Source organism: Lysobacterales bacterium, assembly GCA_016721845.1.
Classification (GTDB): domain Bacteria; phylum Pseudomonadota; class Gammaproteobacteria; order Xanthomonadales; family Ahniellaceae; genus JADKHK01.
The window spans coordinates 89,443-112,306 of record JADKHK010000013.1 but is presented as its reverse complement, the minus strand read 5'-3'; the positions used below and the strand labels follow the sequence as shown (position 1 = coordinate 112,306).

Sequence of the window (22,864 nt, the reverse complement as noted above, 5' to 3'; positions counted from 1 at the left end):
CGGCGGCGATCGGCGACGCTCCCGCACCGGTTCCGACGGAGTGAACGGATGATTCGGCAATTCCTTGCGGTGCTGATCGGCATCGTGGCCTGCGGCTTCGTCGTGGGCATGATCGAAACTGTCAATCTGCACTGGTTTCCGGCGCCGCCGGGCATGGATTTTCATGATCCTGCGCAGGTGGCGGCCCATGTCGCGAAGCTGCCGACGGCCGCCTTGGTGACGGTGCTGTTCGCATGGGGGCTCGGCAGTCTCGTCGGCGGCGCAGTGGCGGCGCGCGTGTCCCGCGCGTGGCCGCGGACCTGCGCGCTGTTCGTCGCGGCGTTCATGCTCGCGGGCATCATCTACAACGTCGTGATGTTGCCGCATCCGCTGTGGATGAGCATGCTCGGCCTGATGTTGCCGATTCCGTCAGCCTTGCTCGGCGCTCGCCTCGGCGCAGGCCGAACGGCATGAAGCACGGTGCCATGCAACTGCTGGCGCTGACGCTGGCCATTCACGCCGGCCTTGCCGTCGCGCAAGAGCGGCCGTTGCTCGACCATCGGGTGCTGGATGCGATCGAGCCGCAGCTGATCCATTGGCGGCGCGATATCCACCAGCATCCCGAACTCGGCAATCGCGAACTACGGACTGCCGCGCTGGTCGCGCGGGAGTTGCGCGGCTTCGGCCTGGAGGTACGTGAGGGCATCGCCGTCACGGGCGTATTGGGCGTGCTGCGCGGTGCGCGGCCGGGGCCGGCTGTCGCCTTGCGGGCCGACATGGATGCCCTGCCGGTCACCGAGCCGGCCGGCCTGCCTTTCGCCTCGACCGTGACGACGACGTATCGCGGCATCGATACAGGGGTCATGCACGCCTGCGGCCACGATGCCCACGTCGCCATCCTGTTGGCCACGGCGAAGCTGCTCGCGGCGCGCCGGGATGAACTGCACGGCACGGTGTTGTTCGTCTTTCAGCCGGCCGAGGAAGGTCCACCCGATGGCGAGACCGGCGGTGCGCCGCGGATGATCGCCGAGGGCGCATTCGATGGTTTCACACCTCGTGCCATGTTCGGTCTGCACGTGGCGAGCAATCTTCATGTCGGGCAGATTGGCGTGCGCAGCGGCCCGATGATGGCCGCTTATGACACCTTCGACATCGTCATTCGCGGCCAGCAGACGCACGGTGCCCGCCCCTGGATGGGCGTCGATCCGATCAACGTGGCCAGCCAGATCGTGCTCGGCGCGAACACCATCATCGCCCGCCAGACCGATCTCGCCACCGCGCCGGCGGTCCTCAGTTTCGGCGCGATCCATGGCGGACTGCGCGAGAACATCATTCCCGACGAGGTCAGAATGATCGGCTCGATTCGCAGCTTCACGCCCGAGACGCGTGCCGATCTCGCGCATCGACTGGAACGCACGGCAACCGCGATCGCAGAGAGCGCCGGCGCCTCCGCGGCCGTCTCGATCAAGGCGGGGATGCCGGTATTGGTTAATGATCCGACGCTGTCCTCACGCTCGATTGCGGCGTTGACCACGATGTTTCCGGACCAGGTTCTGGACGCGGGTTATATGACGTCGTCCGAAGACTTCGCGTACTACGCTGAACAGGTGCCGGCGTTCTTCTTCCGACTGGGCGTCACTTCCCCCGAGATCTACACGAGCAAGGCACCGACCAATCACTCGCCGAAATTCATGATCGATGAAGCCGGACTGCGTCGTGGTGTCGAGGCGTTCGTCACCTTGGTGGACCGTGCGTTGGATGCGTCCGAACCCTAGGTCTGCAGCAACGGCATCCTGAATCGGCTCCGAAGTCCCCACAAACAAGAAGGCCGCCCCTTGCGGAGCGGCCTTCAGGTCTTGCTTCAGCTTTTCAGCCAATCAGATCACTGGCGACGGGCGCCAAGACCGACCAGACCGAGACCGATGACCAGCACAACCATCAGCAGCTTGCCGAAGTTGTTGATCGCCGGCACCGGCACATCCGAGAGACCCACGCAGGAAATGTCATAGGTCAGCGTTGCTTCTGCATCCGGATCCTGGGTCTGGCAGACGATCTGGCCGGTTCCGGCCACGCCCGCAGCACCGGTCAGGCAGGTATACGGCACAGTCGCCGAACCAGCCGACGGCACCGTACCCGGCACCACACCGAGCGTGACAGCGCCTGTGGCCGAGCAGCCCAAGGTGCTGTCCGAACCCGAGTTGCTCAGCACGATCGAACCCGACACGTTGGTCAGCGGTGCACCAGCGAGCGAGATCGGGCCTGCCGGCGGAGCCGAGGTGATGTTGACGTCAGCAGCAGCGCAATCCAGCGGATAGGTCGTGTTGGTCGTCGTCGGCGCACCGCCGTCGATGACTTGCGACGCCACGCAGGTCAGCGTGCCGGCCTGGGCCGAAGCGGCCGAGGTGCACGAGACGGCTGCGGTGGTATCGGTACCGTTCGCTGCCACTGCTGCGATCGGACCCGCCGTACCGCCGGTGACCGTGAAGCCCGCCGTTGCCGAGCAGGACACCGACGCCGTTTCCGGACCAGCACCGCCACCCGGGGCGCCGCCGTTGATGTCGATATCGATCGAGACCGAACCGGGAACCGACGAACCCACCGACGCACCGGCCGGGAAGGTGATCGTGGTGCCACCCGCCTGCGAGTAGTTCACGTTCGGCGCGGCGACCGGCAGGCCATCCGGGCAGGTCACGTTCCAGACGCGCGGGTTGATCGAGCCACCGATGTTTTCGGAGCAAGTCAGAGTGGCCGTGCCATCCGGCTGACCATTGGTCGGGGCAACGCAGGAGAAGTTCAGGTTCTGGGCCGTCGTGCCCGAGCCCGTGAACGTCAGCGTGCCGACCGGGGCCGTGAAGGTCGCACCCACGGCGCCCGAGAACGCGCAGCCGCTGACCGTCGACGAACCGGTACCGCTACCCAAGGACGGGGTCACGGCGATCGAGCTGTTGGCGGTCTGACCCTGGCCAACGGTCGGCATCGTGATCGGACCCGGAGCCGGGGCGTAGGCCAGCGCCGGAGCAACGTTTGCTGCGGGGCAGGACACGTTCCAGGTGCGCGAACTCACTACCGTGATGCCGTCGCCCGAAACGGATTCGTTCTGGCGGGTTTCGGTACAGGTCGCCGTGCCGGTCTGAGCAGCATTGGTCGAGACGCACTGGAGGTCCAGCGACGCATCGACGCAAGCGCCACCTGCCGTGCAGGTATCAGCGCCATCGGTGAAGGTGATGTTGCCCACCGTCGACGAGCACGCGCTCAACACCGTGGTGCCGCCGTTCTGGCCACCGGCACCCGCGAGGGTGATGGCCTGAGTCGTCGTTCCACCAATCGAGGTCGCCGCCGGGAACGTCACCGTACCGCCCGTTGCCGGGGTGTAGGTAATCGTCGGGCCAACGGCCGGACCTGCCGACAGCGTGATCGAGCCCGTGCCCTGCGCCGGAGCGGTGATGACACGAGTACCAGTGGTCGGAGCGATATAAAGCGTGCAACCGGTTGCCAGCTGATCGTCGTCAGCATCGCAAACTGTTCCAAAGGTCACTTGATCCACACCAGCCGTACCAGGAGCAGCATCGAACAGGGCACGAGCAAACGGGGCAAGTGCGGCCATCGACGCAGAACCATTGGTCCGCTCGACGAGGTAGTTGCCAGTCGCCGAACAAGACACCAACGTATTTGCGTTCAGACCAATACCAATGGTGGTTGCACCGTCACAGGTGACCCACGCTCCGGCTGTTCCGATATCGCCGTTCGCATCGAGCAACTGGAAACGGATATTCGAAATACCGGTGTTGGCGGTTGCGATGACCGGTCGAGCGGTGAAGTTATTCACCGGTGTCGGCGTCACCGTGTCAGGCGTGAAAGTGAACTGAATCACATTATTCGTTGTGTTGAGCCCTGCGCTTACTTCTTGGGCGTCCACTACCTGAGCGTGCGCAGTCGGAGCCAATCCCGCCCCGACTGCCAACGCCAAGACGGCGCCGATTTTTGATTTGGTAATCGTCATTGCAATTCCTCCGATTAAATTACTTTTCGCTGGCGTCGCCGACAACAATGCCCTTCGACATCTCGCCAGTCTCTGTCTTCACAAATTCTACGAACGCCAATCGAACCTTCCCGTTGGCATCAAGCTCCAGCAAGTCGTTCGGAACAGCTACCGTCCCGACGCTACCGGTTGCAATGCCCTTCCTTGATGCGGTGCCATCAACCAAGACGATCAGATCGCCGGTTCCCACGCCGCACATACCAATCGAAGGAGCGCTCACCGATTCCGCACAGCGACCAAGCGAAATCCGCTTCTCCAAGATCGCGCGCTCTGATGCCGAAACAGCGTCGACGCCGGGTTTCAGCGACTTCGATTGCTCGCTTCGCTTCAACGCGATCGCAAATCGAATTGCCGTGACCGGCTGAGCAGTGTCAGCGACGAAGTCGAAAGAAAGCAGAGACTTCTGACCCTTCGGTGACTTTTCCATCGTGACCAAAAGCGACGGTTCAGCCAATGCCACCGTGCTAGCAGCAAGCAAAACAATAGACGAAAGAATCTTAGTTGTGCTCATGACTCACTCTCCACCATTGACGAGCAATACACGCAGACAGGAAAGGTCACCACCATCAATCGGGGCATCCTCATTGCAATTCGGATTTCCCGGCGAGAGCGCTGAACCAATACTTTCAGTTCGCAGCGGCAACAGGTCGCCGCTATCTCGCAGTCCGTTTCCGCTTGCGTCGCCGCGCAACAGTCGACCAATGTCGGTCGAGCGACGGGATTCGTAGGCATCAACGTGGATTTCGCCAGTTGCCGTGCCGCTAACAAAACCAAACTGGACAGTATCGGGACCTGCGACCGTGAAGCCTGCAGCCGAGCCAACATTTTCAGTCAACGCACCGTTGCCCTTGACTTTTGCCGACACGGTGTCGGTTGCATCGGTGTACTTGAGTTCGACCGCGTACCACTTGTTGTTGAAGGGGGCCGTGCCCGTCGCGGCGATAGTGAACGCCGTCGCACCTGCGCCCGTCTTGAAATCAAAGCCAGTTCCGTTCCAGTCCACCGAGAACGTGCTGCCCGCGGCAGCCGTGTTCAGTGCATTGAACACTTTGGCCGTACCACCCGTCACGCCGGTGTAGACGTAGAAGCGTGCGATAAAGCTGGGTTCAGCGCTGGGCAGTCCGTCTTGGACATAATTGGCCGGAGCCGTTGCGCGCAGGCCGCAAACGCCGTTATAGCGACGCACGATACCGTCTGCGTCTGCGGCAGTCGGATTGCCAGGAGTCGGCGTTCCGACAACGGCGGTCACACTACCCTGGCCCCACTGGGTGGTATTGCAAGCCGCCATGGCGGCGTTCATGCCGACGAGCGCGGCGACTGCAAGGAACAACTGAGACTTGCGGATCATGGATTTCCTCCTGATTCCCAATGAAAACGCACACACGGCGACTGCCTGAGCGCGAACTGAATCCCAAACGCCCGGCAAAGTAGCATCAATTCTTTGCAGAATGAAGCACCTGACGCGACGTGGACCTTCGGCCGGACCAGCGCACCCGGTTTGGGGACGCTGAATGACCTTCGAGGACTAGTAACGCAGCCCGGGAACAAAACCGGACATCAGCGGTCCCGGACCGGCACCAGCGCCTCGACCCCTGCCTGTTCAGCGTCCGAAAACCCCGCCAGGGCGCGCGCCGACCGGTTGAACGGCGGCCGGATCGCGGCCTCGTAGCGGCGCAGCAAGTCGAGAAAGGTCGGCTCAGGGTCCAGACCTGCACATCCACAACAGTGGCGAAACCAGCGCGTTCCGGCCGCGACATGGGCGACCTCCTCGGCGAGGATGACTTCCAGAACCGCGACCGTTTCGTGATCGCCGACCTCGCGCAGGCGCGCAATCATGCCCGGCGTCACGTCCAGGCCGCGCGCTTCCAGCACCCGGGGGACCAGGGCCATGCGTGCCCGGATGTCGTCGGCGGTCCGGCAAGCCGCATCCCACAGCCCGTTGTGGGCCGGACGGTCGCCATAACGAAGACCGAGCTGCGCCAGCCGCGCCTGCAACAGCTCGAAGTGACGCGCTTCGTCGACCGCGACCTGCAACCAGTCCGCGTAATAGTCCTGCGGCAGGTCACGGAACCGGTAGACCGCATCGAGCGCCAGATTGATCGCATTGAATTCGATGTGCGCAACGGCGTGGATCAGGGCCGCACGGCCATCCGCCGAGCCCAGCCCGCGCGCGGCGAGCTCACGCGGCGCGACCAGTTCGGGCCGATCGGGACGACCGGGAACCGGAATGGCGACGGCGGCCGTCGTTTCGGCGCAAATGGCGTCGCCCTGCAGGAAGGCCTCGTGCAGTCGCCGCACCGCCGCGACCTTCGCCGCCGGATCGCGCAGCATCAGCGCATGATGGGCGGCGTCGAACAGGTTCATCCCCGCCGCTGGGCCTTCGCGGTATCGGCGCGCTGGGCCGCGATCGATGCAAGATACCCGTCCGGAACGCCGGTCACGTACTCGCCGGAAAAGCACGATGTGTCGAAGTGGCGCAGGTCGTCATTGCCGTCGGCGACCGAAGCGACCAGATCGCCGAGGTCCTGGTAGATCAGCCAGTCGCAGCCGAGATACTGCTCGACTTCGGACTCGCTGCGCCCATGGGCCACCAGCTCGTCGGCCGCCGGCATGTCGATGCCGTAGACGTTCGGATACCGCACTGGCGGCGCCGCGCTCGCGAAATAGACCTTGCGCGCACCGGCCTCGCGCGCCATCTGGATGATCTGCTTGGACGTCGTGCCGCGCACGATCGAATCATCGACCAGCAACACGACCTTGTTGCGGAATTCGAGCTCGATCGCATTGAGCTTGCGGCGCACCGACTTCACCCGTTCGCCCTGCCCCGGCATGATGAAGGTGCGGCCGACATAGCGATTCTTGACGAAGCCCTCGCGGTATTTGACGTCCAGCACCTGCGCCAGCGCCAGCGCCGCGGTGCGCGAGGTGTCCGGAATCGGGATCACCGCCTCGATGTCGTGGTCGGCGCGCAGGCGCTGGATCTTTGCCGCGAGCCGCTCGCCCATGCGCAGCCGTGCCTTGTAGACCGACACATCCTCGATCATCGAGTCCGGGCGTGCGAAATAGACGTATTCGAAAATGCAGGGAGCGTGCTGCTTCGGTGCTGCACAGGGCTGCACGTGCAACTGGCCCTCCGGGGTGATGACGATGCCCTCGCCCGGACGCACGTCACGTTCGCGCTTGAAGCCGAGCAGGTCGAGCGCCACCGATTCCGACGCCACCGCCCATTCCAGGCCGTCCAGCGTCTCGCGCTTGCCGAGCACCAGCGGGCGAATGCCATGCACGTCGCGGAATGCGACGACGCCGAGACCCAGGACCAGGGCCACCACCGCGTAACCTCCGGCACAGCGCTCGTGCACGCGCGCGATCGCGGCGAACACATCCTCGACCTTTGGACGCACGGCATCACCAGCGGCCAATTCATGCGCGAAGATATTCAGCAGCACTTCCGAATCGGACCCGGTGTTGATGTGGCGACGATCCTGCGCATACAGGTCGCGGCGCAGCGCATCGGTATTGATCAGGTTGCCGTTGTGGGCGAGCGCGATGCCGAACGGCGAATTCACGTAGAACGGCTGGGCCTCGTCGGCGCCTTCGCTGCCGGCGGTCGGATAGCGGCAATGGGCGATGCCGATGTGACCGACGAGGCGGGAGATGCTCTCGCTGTCGAACACGTCTTTCGCGAGCCCGGTGCCCTTGTGCCGGTGCAGGCGTGCGCCGTCCATGGTGGCGATGCCGGCTGCATCCTGGCCGCGATGCTGGAGCACGGTAAGACCGTCGTACAACGCGCTGCCGATGTCACTGCGTCCGACGATGCCGAGAATGCCGCACATGGAAAACCTCAGGTAGGAGTCGATTCGATGGATGGCATGGGTGACGGCGCTTCCGAGCCGTCGAGGCGGATCTGCGCGGCGATGCGCTCGGGCAACCAGGCGCGGGCACGTTCGGCCAGCACCACGACTTGCGGCAACAGCCGCGATTCACGCCACCACGCATCCCGCGGAAACGGCGTCAGTCCGAGCATCAACACGACCAGCACGACCAGCGCGGCGCCACGCGCGATCCCGAACACGCCGCCGAGCAGGCGATCGGTACCGGAAAGACCGGTACCTTGCACCAGCTTGCGCAGCATCCAGGTGACGATTGCGCCGACCAGAAGCGTGCCGACAAAGATCAGGGCATAAGCGAGAAAGATGCGCCCTGACGGCGTCTCGATCGAACTCGCCAAGGCATCGGTCAGTCTGGGTGCCAGCAAGGCCGACGCGAGGAGGGCCACCGCCCACACCACCAGCGCCATCACCTCGACCACGAAACCGCGGACCAGCCCGATCACGACCGACGCAAGGACCGTCAGCACGATCAGCCAGTCGGCGATGGTCACGGGTAAGGCACCACGATGCCGTCGATGCCGAAGCGGCGCTTGACGCCGGCCTTGACCGCATCGGCATCGGCCCGCTGGTTTTCAGGACCGATGCGCACGCGCCAGAGCAGGCCGGCTTCGGCGTTGATCTTCTCCACGAACGCGGCGAATCCGGCCTGACGCAACTGATCGCGTTTCGTGTTCGCTTCCGTTTCCACCTTGAATGCGCCGATTTGAACCGCCCAGACCTGGGCCGTGGCGGCGCTGCGCGCCGTCGCGGGCGCATCGGCGGCCGGGGTGTCGTCGACTTCGCTGATCGCGGCCGGCAGATCGGCGCGCAATTGCTTGACCGCCAACCGCGCAGCTTCGGCCTGCCCTCGCGTCGCATACGGTCCGATGCGCAGGCGCGTTGCATTCTGTCCGTTCAGGGCGAGCGTGTCGGTCAGGACCGCGTAGCCGGCCGCGCGCAACTGCGTCGCCAGTGCATTCGCGTTGGCGGTGTTCGAATAGCTGCCGAGACCGACGAGAAAACGTCCGCTCGCCGCCGTCGTTGCCGCTGGCGGTGAAGCGACGGGCGTCGGTGCAACCGGCGCCGGCTCCGGCGCTTTCACCTCTGCGGTGGGCGGTACCGGCGCGGCCGCCGGCGTCGCGACCGGACTGACGGCATCGCCCGACACCGCGTCGACCCGCGTCGGTGCCTGCGTATCCACGGTCGCGAGCGCATCGGGATTCGCCGGCACCGCACCCGGTTCGACGCTCGATGCGGGCTCGTCCGGTGCCACGCCGATCGCCTCGGCGACACTGGCGGGCGCCGTGTCCGCAGCGGTGTCGAGCGGAATGACGCGGGTTTCGAAATCGCGTTCGGGCGGTTCAGGAATGATCAGCGGCAGGGTGTCCGAGCCGGCCTGATCGGAACCATCCAGCAGCATCGGCACGAAGATGATGGCGAGCACGATCAGCACCGAAGCACCGATCAGCCGCTTTTGTAGCATCGGATCCATGGCCATCCCAAGCGGTTGGAAGGGCGCGGATTATACGGGGCGACGCCGTTCCGGACCGGCGTCAGTTTGCGGGCGCGGCGTATCGGTTCAGGACCGGACCGAGCGCCGAGACCACATGGAACGAGCCGAATGCGAGCACCCGCTCCCCGGGTGAAGCATGCGCATGCGCTGCGGCGAGGGCCGCAGGCGGGTCGTCGTGCAACGAGCAGCGGTCGTCGCCGATCAAGTCGCCGATGCGCGCTCGCAGCCGCGTCGCGTCGAGCCCACGCGATGTGGCGCTATCGAGCCCGGCCAGATGCCAGTGCGTCACCCGCGGCAGCAGCGGTTCGACGATCCCGGCGATGTCCTTGTCGGCGAGCGCCGAAAACACGGCGCGCGTACGCCGCGGATGGCGCCGCAACCATTCGGCCAGCACATTGGCCGCTTGCGGATTGTGGCCGACGTCGACGACCGTCTCGACCGTACCCGGAATCACCTCCAGTCGGCCGCGCACATGGGCTTCGGCCAGGCCGATACGGACGGCGCGGAACGGCACGTGCACGCGATCGCGCAGCGCCATCAGCGCAGCAATCGCCGCCGCCGCATTGTAGTGCTGCACCGGTGCACGCAGGCCCGGATGCGGCAGTCGCAGACTGGTGCCCGCGCCGATCCAGTGCCAGGCGTCTTCGTCGACGTCGATGCGGTATTCGCTGCCCAGTCGCAAGGGATGGGCCCCGATGCGTTCGGCCTCGGCCAGCAAAGTCGCCGGCGGGTCGGTTTCCGCGATCACCGCGGGGCGCCCGGCGCGGAAGATCCCGGCCTTCTCGACGGCAATCGCTTCGCGCGTGTCGCCGAGGTATTGCTGGTGGTCGAGATCGATGGTGGTGACGATGGCGACATCGGCATCCAGCAGATTCACCGCGTCGAGGCGCCCGCCCAGGCCGACCTCGAAGATCGCGATATCGAGTGCGCCGTTGGCAAACAGGCGCATCGCGGCCAGGGTCGCGAACTCGAAGAAGGTCAGCCCGATCTCGCCACGCGCGGCATCGATGGCAGCGAAAGCATCGCTGATCGCCTCATCGCTGGCCTCGACGCCGTCGATGACGATGCGCTCGTTGAAGCGGAACAGATGCGGCGAGGTGTAACTGCCGACCCGATAACCCGCCGCGCGCAGCATCGCCACCAGGAAGGCGACCGTCGATCCCTTGCCATTGGTGCCGCCGACCGTCAGCACGATCGGCGCCGGACGCGGACGACCGAGCCGCCCGTACACCGCGTCGACTCGCGCCAGACCCAGTTCGATCCGATCGGTCGGCACGGCGACCAGCCGCGACAACCACGCTTCCAGCGATTCGGGCGATCCCATGAGTCTCCGCAGTCGCAGCCGAGTGGCCACGTTCCGTGAAGCAGTTCATGCAAGCGTTGTGCCCTGCATCACGCTGGAACTGCAACGAATTGTCGGCAGTCAGCCTGCCGCGGCGCGCGGCCGCCGCATCAGGATCGCCAGCAGGTCGGCGAGCTTGTCGCGCATCTGGCGGCGGTCGACGATCAGGTCGATGGCGCCGTGCTCAACCAGGAACTCGCTGCGCTGGAAGCCTTCCGGCAAGGTTTCGCGCACCGTCTGTTCGATCACGCGCGGGCCGGCGAAGCCGATCAGCGCCTGCGGTTCGCCGACATTGATGTCGCCGAGCATCGCGAAACTGGCCGACACGCCGCCCGTGGTCGGATGCGTCATCACCGAAATGAAGGGCAGGCCGGCTTCGCGCAGGCGTGCGATCGCGGCTGACGTCTTGGCCATCTGCATCAAGGAGAACAGGCCTTCCTGCATGCGCGCGCCACCGGACGCGGCGAAGCAGACCATCGGCGTACCCTGCGCGAGGGCGTGTTCGGCGGCGAGCGTGAAGCGCTCACCGACCACCGACCCCATCGAGCCGGCCATGAACGAGAACTCGAAGGCGCAGGCCGCAATGGGCATGCCTTTCAGGCGACCATGCAGCGCGATCAACGCGTCGGTTTCGCCGGTCTGCTTCTGCGCGGCGACCAGTCGATCCTTGTACTTCTTCGAATCCTTGAACTTCAGCGCGTCGGCCGGCGCGAGCGCAGCACCGATTTCGGTGCCGGTGCCCTCGTCAAGGAACAGCTTCAGGCGCTCGCGCGCCCCGATCGGCATGTGGAAACTGCATTTCGGACAGACCTGCTGGTTGGCTTCCAGCTCGGGCTGATAAAGGACGGCGCCGCAACCTTCGCACTTGCCCCAGAGTCCTTCCGGCACCTTGCGCTTGTCGCCGCCCTGGGTGCGGATGCGCTTCGGCATCAATTTGTTCAGCCAGCTCATCGGATCGGCATCACTGATTGGCGGGTGGAGGTCATGATCGGTCTCGGGCTTTCGGGTACCGGAATGCGAAGGGGAACGGGCCATCAGTTCTTCTCTGTCGCGCGGGCCGCATCGACGGCAAGGCGCAAGGGTCGCAGGAATTCACGGGCACGATGTTGTGCATCCGTTAACGAGGTCGCCGCCGCGAGTTGCTCCACCAGTGCGCTGCCGACCACGACCGCATCGGCATGCGGCGCCAACGCAGCGGCTTGCACGGCCGTCTTGACGCCGAAACCGACCGCGATCGGCACACGGATCGTCTGGCGGAGTTCATCCAACCGCGCCCCGACGTCGGCCATGACCAGCAGGTCGGCGCCGGTGATGCCGGCGAAGGACACGTAGTACACGTAACCTTGCGCAAGCTCACCCATGGTGGCGATGCGGGCATCGGTCGTGGTCGGAGACGCCAGGAAGATCTGATCGAGTCCGTGCTTCGCCAGCACCGGGCGTACGCTGTCGGCTTCCTCCGGCGGGCAGTCGACGATCAGCAGACCATCGACGCCGGCGGACTTGGCGTTCGTCGCGAATTTTTCCCAGCCGTAATACTCGACCGGATTCAGATAGCCCATCAGCACGATCGGCGTGGTGGTGTCGCGATCACGGAATTCGCGCACGATCGCCAGCGTGCGGTCCAGCGTCATGCCGCGTTCGAGTGCGCGTTCGCTGGACTTCTGGATCACCGGGCCATCGGCCATCGGGTCCGAGAACGGCATGCCGAGTTCGAGAATGTCGGCGCCACCCTCGACCAGCGCGTGCAGGATGCCGACCATCCAGTCCGGATGCGGATCGCCCGACGTCACGAACGGAATCAGGCCGCTGCGTCCGGCAGCCTTCAACGCCGCCATGCGAGTGTCGATGCGCGTGCTCACAGCTTCATTCCTTCGCGCTTCGCGATCGTGTAAATGTCCTTGTCACCGCGGCCGGACAGGTTGACGAGCACGAGCTTGTCTTTCGGCAATTCGCGCGCCAGCTTGATGCCTTGTGCCACCGCATGGCTCGATTCAAGCGCGGCCAGGATGCCTTCGCTGCGCGCGAGCTGGTGAAACGCGGCCATCGCCTCGTCGTCGGTGATGCCGACGTAATGCGCACGACCGATGTCCTTCAGCCACGCATGCTCGGGACCGACGCCGGGATAGTCGAGGCCGGCCGAGACCGAATGGGTCTCGCGCACCTGGCCATTCTCGTCACACAGCAGGTAGGTGCGATTGCCATGCAGTACGCCCGGCCGACCGGCCACCAGCGACGCTGCATGCAGACCGGAGCCGATGCCCTCGCCCGCGGCTTCGGCGCCATAGATCGCGACGTCGCGATCATTGAGGAATGGATGAAACAGGCCGATCGCATTCGAACCGCCGCCAACGCAGGCGACCAGCGCATCCGGCAAGCGGCCGTATTCGGCCAGCATTTGCGCACGCGCTTCGCGACCGCAAACCGCGTTGAAATCGCGCACCAGGGTCGGATAGGGATCCGGTCCGGCCACGGTGCCGATGATGTAGAACGTGTTCGCGACGTTCGTGACCCAGTCGCGCATGGCTTCATTGAGCGCGTCCTTCAGGGTCTGCGAGCCGCTGGTGACCGGCACCACCGTCGCACCCAGCAATTTCATCCGGAACACATTGATCGACTGGCGCTCGATGTCGGTGGCGCCCATGTAAACCACGCATTCGAGTCCGAGCCGCGCCGCCACCGTCGCGCTGGCGACGCCGTGCTGACCGGCACCGGTCTCGGCGATGATGCGGGTCTTGCCCATGCGCTTCGCGAGCATGGCCTGACCGATCGTGTTGTTGATCTTGTGCGCGCCGGTGTGGTTCAAGTCTTCGCGCTTCAACAGGATCTGCGCGCCACCCACCGCCTTCGACAGGCCTTTCGCGTGGTAGATCGGACTCGGGCGACCGACGTAGTGGCGATAGTCGTAATCCAGTTCGGCGATGAATTCCGGATCATGCTTGAGCTTCGCGTAGGCCTCGGACAGTTCCGCGAGTGGTGCCATCAGCGTGTCGGCGACGAAACGGCCGCCATAAGGCCCGAAATGGCCGCGCGCGTCCGGCATGGACATCAAATCGTCGGGGCGGGAGATCGGTTCAATCGGTTCGAGCACGGAAAACCCCATCGGCGAAGCCTCGCATTTTTGCATGATCCTTGATCCCGGGCGCGGATTCGATGCCGGACGACACGTCGACCGCATAGGGCCGCACGCGTCGCACCGCCTCGGCCACGGTGTCGGGCGTGAGTCCGCCCGCCAGGACCAGGGGCGCGGGCAGATCTGCCGGAATGCGCGACCAGTCAAACCCGCGACCACTCCCGCCGGCCACCGCGCCGCCGTGACTGTCGAACACGAAGCCGCCACAACCCGCGTCCGCATAGGCTCGCAGGAAAGGTGTCAAGGCGGCGTCGGACAGCGCCCCCATCGGCACGGCTTTCAGCCAATGCCGTTCGAACGACGCACAAAATCCCGGCGATTCGTCACCATGGAACTGGGCGACCAACCGTGGCGAGCGCGCCAACACCGCGGACACCTCATCCGCCGGGTGATCGCGGAACAACACGACCGGCGTCACGAACACCGGCACCGATGCCAGCAGCGCATCCAACTGCGCCATCGTCAGTTGCCTTGGACTTCCGGCCGCAAGGATGAACCCCAACGCGTCTGCGCCCGCGGCGACGCCGGCGTTCACGTCATCGACTCGGGTGATGCCGCAGAACTTGAGGCGTGTCCTCACAGCGACACCTCGTCCGGCAATCCGAACCGCCGGTCGTAACGGGGCCCGATGAAGACGAGTCCTTCCGGTGGCCCGGTGACGCCGGCGCGGGTGCGGTCGCGCGCGGCCAGCACCTCGGCAATCCACTCGCGCGGCTGTTCGCCGTGGCCGACCACCATCAGGCTGCCGATGATGTTGCGCACCATGTGGTGCAGGAAGCCATTGGCTTCGATGTCCATGTGGATGTGGTCGGCCTCGCGCGAGAATTCGATGTGGCGCAAGTCGCGCACGGGCGAATGGGCCTGGCAGGCAACGGTCCGGAAACTGGTGAAGTCATGCAGACCGATCAGGCAACGGCTCGCCGCCTGCATCGCCTCGACCTCCAGCGGCTTGCGGATCCAGGACAAGCGTTCGCGGCCGATCGCCGGACGCACCAGACGGTTGAGGATGGTGTAGCGGTAACGCCGCGACTGCGCCGAGAACCGTGCATGGAAATCGGCGGCCACCGGCATCACCCAGCGCGCCACCGCGGACTTCGGCAAATGAGTGTTGGTCCCGAGCAGCCAGGCGCGCTCGACGCGTTCGGCATCGCTGTCGAAATGCACGACTTGATAGGCGGCATGCACCCCCGTATCAGTACGCCCGGCAGCCGTCACTGCGATCGGATGGTGCGCGACTTTCGCGATCGCGGCCTCCAGCGTCGCCTGCACACTGACGCGATCGCGCTGGGTCTGCCAGCCATGAAATCGCGAGCCGTCGTATTCGACCGCCATCGCGTAACGCGTCATCGCAGCCACCTCGTGGGTGAATGCGGCAAGTCGGTGTAGTCGCCCATGGTCCGGCTGCAAAAGCAAAGGGGCCGGAGTTTACCGGCCCCTGCGCGTCCCGACGAATCGGGTCGCTTACCTGATTTCCGACAGCAGCTTCTTCGCTTCGGCCTTCTGCGCGTCGCTGCCCTCGGCGACAACTTCCTCGAGCATGCTGCGGGCGCCGTCGGCATCACCCATGTCGAGGTAGGCGCGGGCGAGATCGATCTTGGTCGCCACGGCATCGTCGCCGAGGAACTCGTCCTTGACCGCGGCCATCTGCTGCGTCGTCGGCTCCAGCGACGGCGCCGAGATATCGGTGCCGAGATCAAGCGACGGCAAGTCGAAGGAGATCTCGTTGGCCTTCGACGACGCGACACTGGTGTCGAGATCGAAGTCGAACGACAGATCCTGCTTCGATGCCGGCGTTGCAGCACGCTTCGACGTGTCGTCGATCAGATTGAAATCGAAACTCTCCGCAGCCGGTTCCGGAACCGATGCTTTCGTCGTCGGCGTGGCCGGCGGTGTGACGCCCAGATCGAAATCGAAATCGTCTTCCACCGCGGCCGGCTGCGACTTCGGCGCATGGCCCTCGAACTTCGGCACCGACGCGAACGGATCGGCGAACGCATGTTCAGTGGCCGGCGCTTCGGCACCATCGGAGAACATCGGATGGGTCGGACACAGGTCGCGGCCCATCAACAACGCGCCCTGCCATTCCGGCGCGTTCGGGTCGGGCAGCTGCGCGTACATCGCTTCCGCGGCGGCCTCGAACTTGTCGGCATTGCGGCGCATGTAATAGAACTCGAGCACATTGAGATGCGCGTTGAGATCGGTCGGGTCCTGCGCGAGCGCCGACAGCATCGACGACTCTTCGTTGTCGCCACCCACGCTGTCACCGAAGTGACCGGAGATCGAACCCGGTTCCACGGCAGGCGCTTCCGGCTTGCGACGGCGCGCGAGGGCAAAGCCCAATCCGCCAAGGACCAGCAGTCCCAATCCGCCCAGTACATATTTGTTCATCAGGGCTCCATACCAAGGCTCGGCCGCCGGTGCCGCCGGTTCGCCCACGGCCACAGGTTCGGCATCGGCGATGGGCGTAACTTCCGCCGGCTCGGCCGTCTCATCCGGGGTCGCAGGTTCGGCGGTCGCCAACGGATCGGCCGTGGCGGCATCGGGCGTCGTCTCGGCATCTGGCTGGACCGCATCCGGCGCCACCGTTGCCAAAGGATCGGCGGCCACCGGCTCGGTGGCGGTCACGGCCGGCTCGATCGGCGTTTCGACCGGCGTCGGCACCGACTCCGGCACAGGCGTCGCAGTTGCTGCCGGCTTCTTCGCGGCTTCGGCTGCGGCGATCTCGGCCGCCTTCAACTTGGTCTGCAGGTTCTTGAGCTCGCTGTCCTTGAGCGTGATCAGGCGCTGGTTGGTCGAGTTGATGGTCTCGAGTTCCTTCACGCGCGAGCGCAGTTCGCCGCTCTCCTGCTGAACGCTGCTCAGGGATTCCTTGGTCCGGGCAAGCTCGGCCCGCACGGCGGCACTTTCGCCGGTACCGCCGGGCGCACCCGGTCGGTCCGCGCCGCTTTGCCCGGTCGCGGGCGGCAGCAATTCGAGGCGATCGCCCGGTCGCGACGACGCCGCACCGGTCGACGTGCTCGGCGTGGACGATTCGACACTGGCATCGGCCACGGTCGTCGGCCGCGTCGCTTCGATCCAGGCCTGATTCTGGCTCACGATTTCCGCAGCGGCTTCGGCAGCGGCCAAGGCCTGCAAATCCGACTCGCCGGGAATGCGCAAGATCGCGCCGCGCTTCAGCGCGTTGACATTGTCACGGTAGAACGCGTCCGGATTCGCGCGCAGCAACGCGATCATCATCTGGCTCGGCGTGACGCTGCCGGGACGCGTGGTATTGGCGATTTCCCAGAGCGTTTCGCCCGATGCGATCGGACCATATTCGCTCGCGGACGGCGCCGTCGCGACCGACACCGGCTCGGAAATCGGCTCCGGGGCTGGCTCGGTCGGTGCCGGCGAGCCTTCCGGTGTTGCTTCCGGCGATTCGCTGGCCAGAGGCTCGCTGGGCGCTGCTTCGGATTCGGCGGCAACGGGCGCAGGCTCGGCCTCGGCCGGCGTCGCGGGGGTTTCGATCGGCGGCGGTTCCGGCGCGACCGCGGCTTCAGGCAGCGGCTCGGGCTCGGAAATCGGTGTCGGCATCGCGGCTTCGGGCTCGGCGATCGGTTGTACCGATGCGGCCGGCGCAATCGTGGACGACGGCGCACTCGGCGCACTCACCGGCACGGTCACGGGCGGTTCCAGCAGGACCGAATATTCGCGCAGGAAGCGTCCGTTCGACCAGTTCACTTCCACCAGAAACGTGAGGGTCGGCTCGCGAATCGCCTGATTCGACTTCACCAGAATCACCGGCTCGCCGCGTGCATTCTTGCCGACGTCGAACTCCAGTGGCACCGCGATGTCATCGATATCAAGCCCGACCCGGGCAAATTCGGCGCCTGCCGCGAGTTCCACCCGCAATGATTCGGCCTCGGCCGGGGAGCTGACATACACCGGGATCTCCGCACGCAGCGGCTCGTTCAACTCCGACTTCACATTGATCCCGCCCAGACCCAGGGCCAGCGCAGCATTGCTGCCCAAGGCCAGCGTCACGGCGAGAGAAAGCGGCAACAGTCGGTTCATGCCCGTATCCCCAGTTCGTCCAGTTTGGTCCTGACCATCACGCACGGTCAGCAATCTTAGAATCGAGCTTATAACACGGCCCTAAGTACAGGGGAAGATTGGGTTTCCGGCCCGTTTTGCCGGTATCGCAGCCGTCCCGCAGCTGCGAAACCGCCTGCCCGGTCACAGATATTCGGCAATCAACCGTTCCGCGATCTGGACCGCGTTCAGCGCCGCGCCCTTGCGGATGTTGTCGCTGACCACCCAAAGATTCAGCCCGTTCGGATGCGAAATGTCGTCGCGAATGCGGCCGACATAGACCGGATCGTTGCCGGCGGCATGGGTCACGGGGGTCGGATAACCGCCGGAGACGCGCTCGTCCACCACCTCGATGCCGGGCGCTGCTTCCAGCAGCGCGCGTGCAGCGGACGCACTGATTTTCGTGCGCGTCTCGATGTGCACCGCTTCCGAATGCCCGTAGAAGACCGGCACGCGCACCGCAGTCGGGTTCACCACGATGCTCGAATCTTCGAGAATCTTCTGGGTCTCCCAGACCATCTTCATCTCTTCCTTGGTGTAGCCGTTGTCCATGAACACGTCGATCTGCGGGATCAGGTTGAACGCGATCTGCACCGGAAACTTGTGCTTCTCGACTTCCTGGAAATTCAGCAACTGCGCCGTCTGCTTGCCGAGTTCTTCCAGGCCGGACCGGCCCGCACCCGACACCGACTGATACGTCGCGACATTGATGCGGGTGATGCCGACGGCGCGATGAATCGGCGCCAGCGCGACCAGCATCTGCATCGTCGAACAGTTCGGATTCGCGATGATGCCGCGCGTGGTGTAACGCGCGATCGCATGCGGATTCACTTCCGCGATCACCAGCGGGATGTCGTCGTCGTAACGAAACTGCGAGGTGTTGTCGATGACGACCGCACCGGCCGCGGCTGCGCGCGGCGCATGCACGGCCGAGACCGAGCCGCCCGCCGAGAACAGCGCGATGTCGATGCCATCGAAGTCGTATTTGTCGAGATCCTGCGTGACGAAACTGCGGTCGCCAAACTTCACCCGCGTGCCGGCCGAACGTTCGCTGGCCAGCGGCACCAGTTCCGCGATCGGGAAGTCGCGCTCGTGCAGGATGTTGAGCATGGTTTCGCCGACGGCGCCGGTGGCACCGACGACGGCGACGTTGAAACTGCGGTTCGAGTTCATGATGTTTTCCTTTTTTCTGCCGCCGTTCCGGGGAGTCGCTGCAAAGTCCGAACGGCCGAGACCTCGTCGCGGCGCCGGACGTTCCGGCGCTCAGGACGTGGTGGTTTTGGTCGTGGTCGCGGCAATGCGCGGCGCCACTTCGCCGACATCGCCGCACTGCGCGCGATGACGCAACGCGTGGTCGATCAGGGTGAGCGCCAGCATCGCTTCGACGATGGGCGTGGCGCGGATGCCGACGCAGGGGTCGTGACGGCCGGTGGTCACGACTTCGACTGCATCGCCGTTCACGTCGACACTCTCGCCCGGCAGACGCAGGCTCGAGGTCGGCTTGATTGCGACGCTGACGACGATGTCCTGACCGGTCGAAATGCCGCCGAGGATGCCACCCGCATGATTGCTGCGGAATCCCGCCGGCGTCATCAAATCCCGGTGTTCGCTGCCGCGCTGCGTGACACAGGCGAAGCCATCGCCGATCTCCACGCCCTTGACCGCGTTGATGCTCATCATCGCCGCCGCGAGTTCGCCGTCGAGCTTGCCGTAGATCGGCTCGCCCCAGCCCGGGGGCACGTTCGTCGCGACCGCGGTGACCCGTGCGCCGACCGAATCGCCCGACTTGCGCAACGCATCCATGTAGGTTTCGAGCTCGGGCACCATGGCAATGTCGGGCCAAAAGAACGGATTGGTCTCGATCGCGTCCGAATCGAATGCACGCGGCACGAGTTCACCGAGCTGCGCCATGTGCCCACGCACTTCGACACCGAAGCGCTCCCGCAGCCACTTTTTCGCGATCACCGCCGCGGCCACGCGCATCGTCGTTTCGCGCGCGCTCGAGCGTCCGCCGCCGCGCGGGTCGCGGATGCCGTATTTCTGCCAATACGTGTAATCGGCGTGACCGGGACGGAACTGCTCGGCGATGCTCGCGTAATCCTTGCTGCGCGCATCGGTATTGCGGATCAGCAGCGCCAGCGCAGTGCCGGTAGTGCGGCCCTGGTAGACGCCGGACAGGATCTCGACGCGGTCTTCCTCGTGACGCTGCGAGGTGTGGCGCGACCGGCCCGTCGCGCGACGTTCGAGGTCGTGCGCGAAATCGTCTTCGGCTATCGCGATCCCCGGCGGCACGCCGTCGATCACGCATCCGATCGCCGGCCCGTGGCTCTCGCCAAAGGTCGTGACCGAGAAGATCTTGCCGAAGCGGTTGTGGCTCATCGACCGCGTCGCTCCGCGGCCAGGGCCTCGATCTCGATGTGCCAGGTCAGCAGGTTGTCGCGTTCGATCTGGAAGATGCCCATTTGCCCGACCTTGAACTCGATCCAGTTGAACGGCAGTTGTGGCAGCAGTTCGACCAGCGCACGCTCGGCTTCGCCGACCTCGCAGATCAGGAAGCCGTCGTCGCTGAGATGCTTCGGTGCTTCGGCAAGGATCTGCAGCACCAAATCGAGCCCGTCGTGGCCGGCACGCAGGCCGTTCTCCGGCTCGAAGCGGTATTCCTCGGGCAACGCGTCCACTTCGGCATGCGTCACGTAGGGCGGATTGGTCACGATCAGGTCGTAGACCTCGCCGTCGAGCCCCGCGAACAGGTTCGATTCGATGAAGCGGACGCGATCGGTGACGAGCAGACGCTCGGCATTCTCGTTCGCGAGCGACAATGCCTTGGGGCTGATGTCGACACCGTCGACCAGGGCATCCGGCAGGTAGTGCGCACTGGCAATGGCGATGCAGCCGCCGCCGGTGCAGAGATCGAGTACGCGATTCAAGGGCCGACCATTGCGCCAGGGCTCGTAACCCTGCTCGATCAGCTCCGCGATCGGCGAACGCGGCACCAGTGCGCGCTCGTCGCACTTGAACGAGAGATCGGCAAACCACGCTTCTCCGGTCAGATAACAGGCCGGCTTGCGCTCGCGAATGCGCCGTTCGAACAGGTCGAGCACGGTTTTCTTCTCGTTCGCGACCAGCCGCGCCGCGCCATACGCCGGCTTCAGGTCATGCGGCAGGTGCAAGGCGTGCAGGACGAGTTGCGTGGCCTCGTCGAGGGCATTGTCGTAGCCATGGCCAAACGTCAGCCCGGCCGCGGCAAAACGCGAAGCGCCGTAGCGGATGAAATCGATGATGGTCTTGAGTTCGTCGGTCATCGGCCGATCATAGACAGCGGGGCCGATATACTCCACGTCCTCTTTCTGCCAATTCGCTGACCCCATGCGACAACTTCCCTGGATCATCGTGCTGGTCGCGGCCGCGACCAGCTTCGGACTGTGGCTGGGCCTGCGCCCGTCCGGCGCGCCCTCAGTGCCGTCGTACGCGGCCTTCAGCCAATACCCGCAGGCGCGCACCTTGTCGCCGTTCTCGTTGGATGCGGCCGACGGTCAGCCGATCGACGCGACCCGCCTGGCGGGCAAGTATCAACTGGTGTTCTTCGGCTTCACCCATTGCCCGGACGTCTGCCCGACCGCGCTGGCCGTGATGCGCGAGATCGACCGCGGCCTGCCCGCCGCGAAGCTCGACGGCCGTGTCGGTTTCCTGTTCGTGTCGGTCGATCCGGAGCGCGATGATCTGAAGACGCTGGGCGAATACGCCAAGTTCTTCAGCCCGAACATCCTCGCCGCGACCGCGGACCATAAGCGGCTCGGCGCACTGACCCGTGCGATGGGCGTGCTCTATGTCCGCGAGCAGACCGAATCTCCCGACTACAACGTCGACCACAGCGCCGCCGTATTCGTACTCGATACCGAAAGCCGGCTGATCGGGCGGTTCTCGCCGCCGCTCGATCCGGCGAAGATGCTCGCCGACCTGCAACGGATCGCGGGGTCCTGATGTCGCCCTTCATCGCCCTGCAATATCTGTTGCCGCATCGACTGCTGTCGTCGATCGCGCTGCGCATCGCGCGCATCGAGTCACCGTGGTTCAAGAACGCGATGATCCGCTTCATCGCCAACAAGTTCGGTGTCGACTGGACCGAGGCCGCCAGCAGCGATCTCGACGACTACAAGCACTTCAACGCTTTTTTTACCCGCGCGCTGAAACCGGGTGCCCGCGTGGTCGCGGGCGACGCGCGGACGATCGTGATGCCGGCCGACGGTCGGATCAGCCAGTGCGGGCCGATCCGCTATGGCCGCATGTTCCAGGCCAAGGGCTTCGATTTCAGCGCCGAAGAATTGTTGGCGGATACGGCGCTGGCCAAGCGCTTTGACGGTGGCGTGTTCGCGACCGTGTACCTGTCGCCGCGCGACTACCATCGGGTGCACATGCCCTGCGCCGGCCGCTTGCTGGAAACGCGCCACGTGCCCGGGCGGCTGTTCAGCGTCGGCACCAGCACCGTGGCGCAGGTACCGCGAGTTTTCGCGCGCAATGAGCGTCTGGTCTGCCTGTTCGAGACCGAGTTCGGCCCGATGGCCGTGGTCATGGTCGGCGCTTTGCTGGTCTCCGGCGTCGAAACCGTGTGGCACGGTGTCGAGATCCCGGCCTATGCCGACCGCGTGATCGTGCGCGACTACCGCGACCGGACCGATCCGGTGCACCTCGACCGTTTCGCCGAGATGGCTCGCTTCAACTACGGCTCGACCGTGATCGTGTTGCTGCCGCCCGGTGTCGCGACGCTGGACGCGGCCTTGAGCGCGGAAGTTCCGGTGCGCCTGGGTCAGGTGCTCGCGCAGCGACTGCCCTGAGCGGGAATAACGCGAACGGGGTCGCAATATGACTGTGCGATGGATCGCGGATTACATGCGCCACCGCCCCATTTTGACGAAATGTGACG

General features: G+C 65.1%; 21 protein-coding genes. 4 read left to right on the top strand and 17 right to left on the bottom strand.

Features of this window, described 5'->3' with window-relative positions; translation table 11 throughout:
- Nucleotides 1-48: 48 nt before the first annotated feature.
- Entirely contained in the window at nt 49-453 is a 405-nt protein-coding gene (locus tag IPP28_07840; GenBank protein MBL0040941.1) for a hypothetical protein, read from the top strand.
- A gap of 11 nt (nt 454-464) precedes the next feature.
- Nucleotides 465-1,754 carry an amidohydrolase gene (locus IPP28_07835; GenBank protein MBL0040940.1) on the top strand — a complete coding sequence of 430 codons (1,290 nt, stop codon included), beginning with the start codon at nt 465-467 and terminating at the stop codon, nt 1,752-1,754.
- A 107-nt stretch (nt 1,755-1,861) separates the two neighbouring features.
- On the opposite strand, the gene IPP28_07830 is transcribed toward IPP28_07835, so the two are convergent.
- The 17 genes from IPP28_07830 to prmB all read right to left on the bottom strand — a co-directional run bounded on the left by IPP28_07830 (nt 1,862) and on the right by prmB (nt 21,245).
- Nucleotides 1,862-3,979 carry a hypothetical protein gene (locus IPP28_07830; GenBank protein ID MBL0040939.1) on the bottom strand — a complete coding sequence of 706 codons (2,118 nt, stop codon included), beginning with the start codon at nt 3,977-3,979 and terminating at the stop codon, nt 1,862-1,864.
- A gap of 19 nt (nt 3,980-3,998) precedes the next feature.
- Nucleotides 3,999-4,529, bottom strand: a complete 531-nt coding sequence (locus tag IPP28_07825) for a hypothetical protein (GenBank protein ID MBL0040938.1) — start codon at nt 4,527-4,529, stop codon at nt 3,999-4,001.
- Between the two features lie 3 nt (nt 4,530-4,532).
- The gene (locus IPP28_07820; GenBank protein ID MBL0040937.1) at nt 4,533-5,366 is read right to left on the bottom strand and encodes a hypothetical protein; all 834 of its coding nucleotides are present in this window, start codon (nt 5,364-5,366) and stop codon (nt 4,533-4,535) included.
- A gap of 209 nt (nt 5,367-5,575) precedes the next feature.
- A complete protein-coding gene (locus IPP28_07815; protein MBL0040936.1) occupies nt 5,576-6,382 on the bottom strand; it encodes a ferritin-like domain-containing protein in 807 nt (268 codons plus the stop codon).
- On the bottom strand, nt 6,379-7,851 hold the full coding sequence (gene purF, locus IPP28_07810) for an amidophosphoribosyltransferase (GenBank protein MBL0040935.1): 1,473 nt from the start codon (nt 7,849-7,851) through the stop codon (nt 6,379-6,381). Before purF ends, IPP28_07815 begins: the two co-directional genes overlap by 4 nt.
- An 8-nt stretch (nt 7,852-7,859) precedes the next feature.
- Complete coding sequence (locus IPP28_07805) at nt 7,860-8,399, bottom strand: CvpA family protein (GenBank protein ID MBL0040934.1); 540 nt, start codon at nt 8,397-8,399, stop codon at nt 7,860-7,862.
- Entirely contained in the window at nt 8,396-9,379 is a 984-nt protein-coding gene (locus tag IPP28_07800) for an SPOR domain-containing protein (GenBank protein MBL0040933.1), read from the bottom strand. The genes IPP28_07805 and IPP28_07800 overlap by 4 nt, the downstream gene beginning before the upstream one ends.
- 61 nt (nt 9,380-9,440) lie before the next feature.
- Nucleotides 9,441-10,724 carry a bifunctional tetrahydrofolate synthase/dihydrofolate synthase gene (folC, locus tag IPP28_07795; protein MBL0040932.1) on the bottom strand — a complete coding sequence of 428 codons (1,284 nt, stop codon included), beginning with the start codon at nt 10,722-10,724 and terminating at the stop codon, nt 9,441-9,443.
- Nucleotides 10,725-10,823: 99 nt separating this feature from the next.
- Nucleotides 10,824-11,693 carry an acetyl-CoA carboxylase carboxyltransferase subunit beta gene (locus IPP28_07790; protein MBL0040931.1) on the bottom strand — a complete coding sequence of 290 codons (870 nt, stop codon included), beginning with the start codon at nt 11,691-11,693 and terminating at the stop codon, nt 10,824-10,826.
- A gap of 83 nt (nt 11,694-11,776) precedes the next feature.
- On the bottom strand, nt 11,777-12,577 hold the full coding sequence (locus tag IPP28_07785) for a tryptophan synthase subunit alpha (protein ID MBL0040930.1): 801 nt from the start codon (nt 12,575-12,577) through the stop codon (nt 11,777-11,779).
- A gap of 20 nt (nt 12,578-12,597) precedes the next feature.
- Entirely contained in the window at nt 12,598-13,842 is a 1,245-nt protein-coding gene (trpB, locus tag IPP28_07780; GenBank protein MBL0040929.1) for a tryptophan synthase subunit beta, read from the bottom strand.
- Nucleotides 13,814-14,452, bottom strand: coding sequence for a phosphoribosylanthranilate isomerase (locus tag IPP28_07775; protein ID MBL0040928.1), 639 nt, complete (start codon nt 14,450-14,452; stop codon nt 13,814-13,816). Before IPP28_07775 ends, trpB begins: the two co-directional genes overlap by 29 nt.
- Nucleotides 14,449-15,219: a tRNA pseudouridine(38-40) synthase TruA gene (gene truA / locus IPP28_07770; protein MBL0040927.1), complete on the bottom strand. Its 771-nt coding sequence runs from the start codon at nt 15,217-15,219 to the stop codon at nt 14,449-14,451. Before truA ends, IPP28_07775 begins: the two co-directional genes overlap by 4 nt.
- A 114-nt stretch (nt 15,220-15,333) precedes the next feature.
- A complete protein-coding gene (locus IPP28_07765; GenBank protein MBL0040926.1) occupies nt 15,334-17,925 on the bottom strand; it encodes a hypothetical protein in 2,592 nt (863 codons plus the stop codon).
- Nucleotides 17,926-18,087: 162 nt separating this feature from the next.
- Entirely contained in the window at nt 18,088-19,116 is a 1,029-nt protein-coding gene (locus IPP28_07760; protein MBL0040925.1) for an aspartate-semialdehyde dehydrogenase, read from the bottom strand.
- Nucleotides 19,117-19,206: 90 nt separating this feature from the next.
- Nucleotides 19,207-20,322 carry a chorismate synthase gene (aroC, locus tag IPP28_07755; protein ID MBL0040924.1) on the bottom strand — a complete coding sequence of 372 codons (1,116 nt, stop codon included), beginning with the start codon at nt 20,320-20,322 and terminating at the stop codon, nt 19,207-19,209.
- A complete protein-coding gene (gene prmB / locus IPP28_07750; GenBank protein ID MBL0040923.1) occupies nt 20,319-21,245 on the bottom strand; it encodes a 50S ribosomal protein L3 N(5)-glutamine methyltransferase in 927 nt (308 codons plus the stop codon). The genes aroC and prmB overlap by 4 nt, the downstream gene beginning before the upstream one ends.
- A gap of 64 nt (nt 21,246-21,309) precedes the next feature.
- Between prmB and IPP28_07745 the strand changes: the two genes are divergently transcribed.
- Both IPP28_07745 and psd read left to right on the top strand, forming a co-directional pair.
- Nucleotides 21,310-21,924 (top strand): SCO family protein, encoded by a 615-nt coding sequence (locus IPP28_07745; protein MBL0040922.1) that lies wholly within the window; start codon nt 21,310-21,312, stop codon nt 21,922-21,924.
- Nucleotides 21,924-22,775, top strand: a complete 852-nt coding sequence (gene psd / locus IPP28_07740) for a phosphatidylserine decarboxylase (protein ID MBL0040921.1) — start codon at nt 21,924-21,926, stop codon at nt 22,773-22,775. Before IPP28_07745 ends, psd begins: the two co-directional genes overlap by 1 nt.
- The last annotated feature ends 89 nt before the right edge of the window (nt 22,776-22,864 follow it).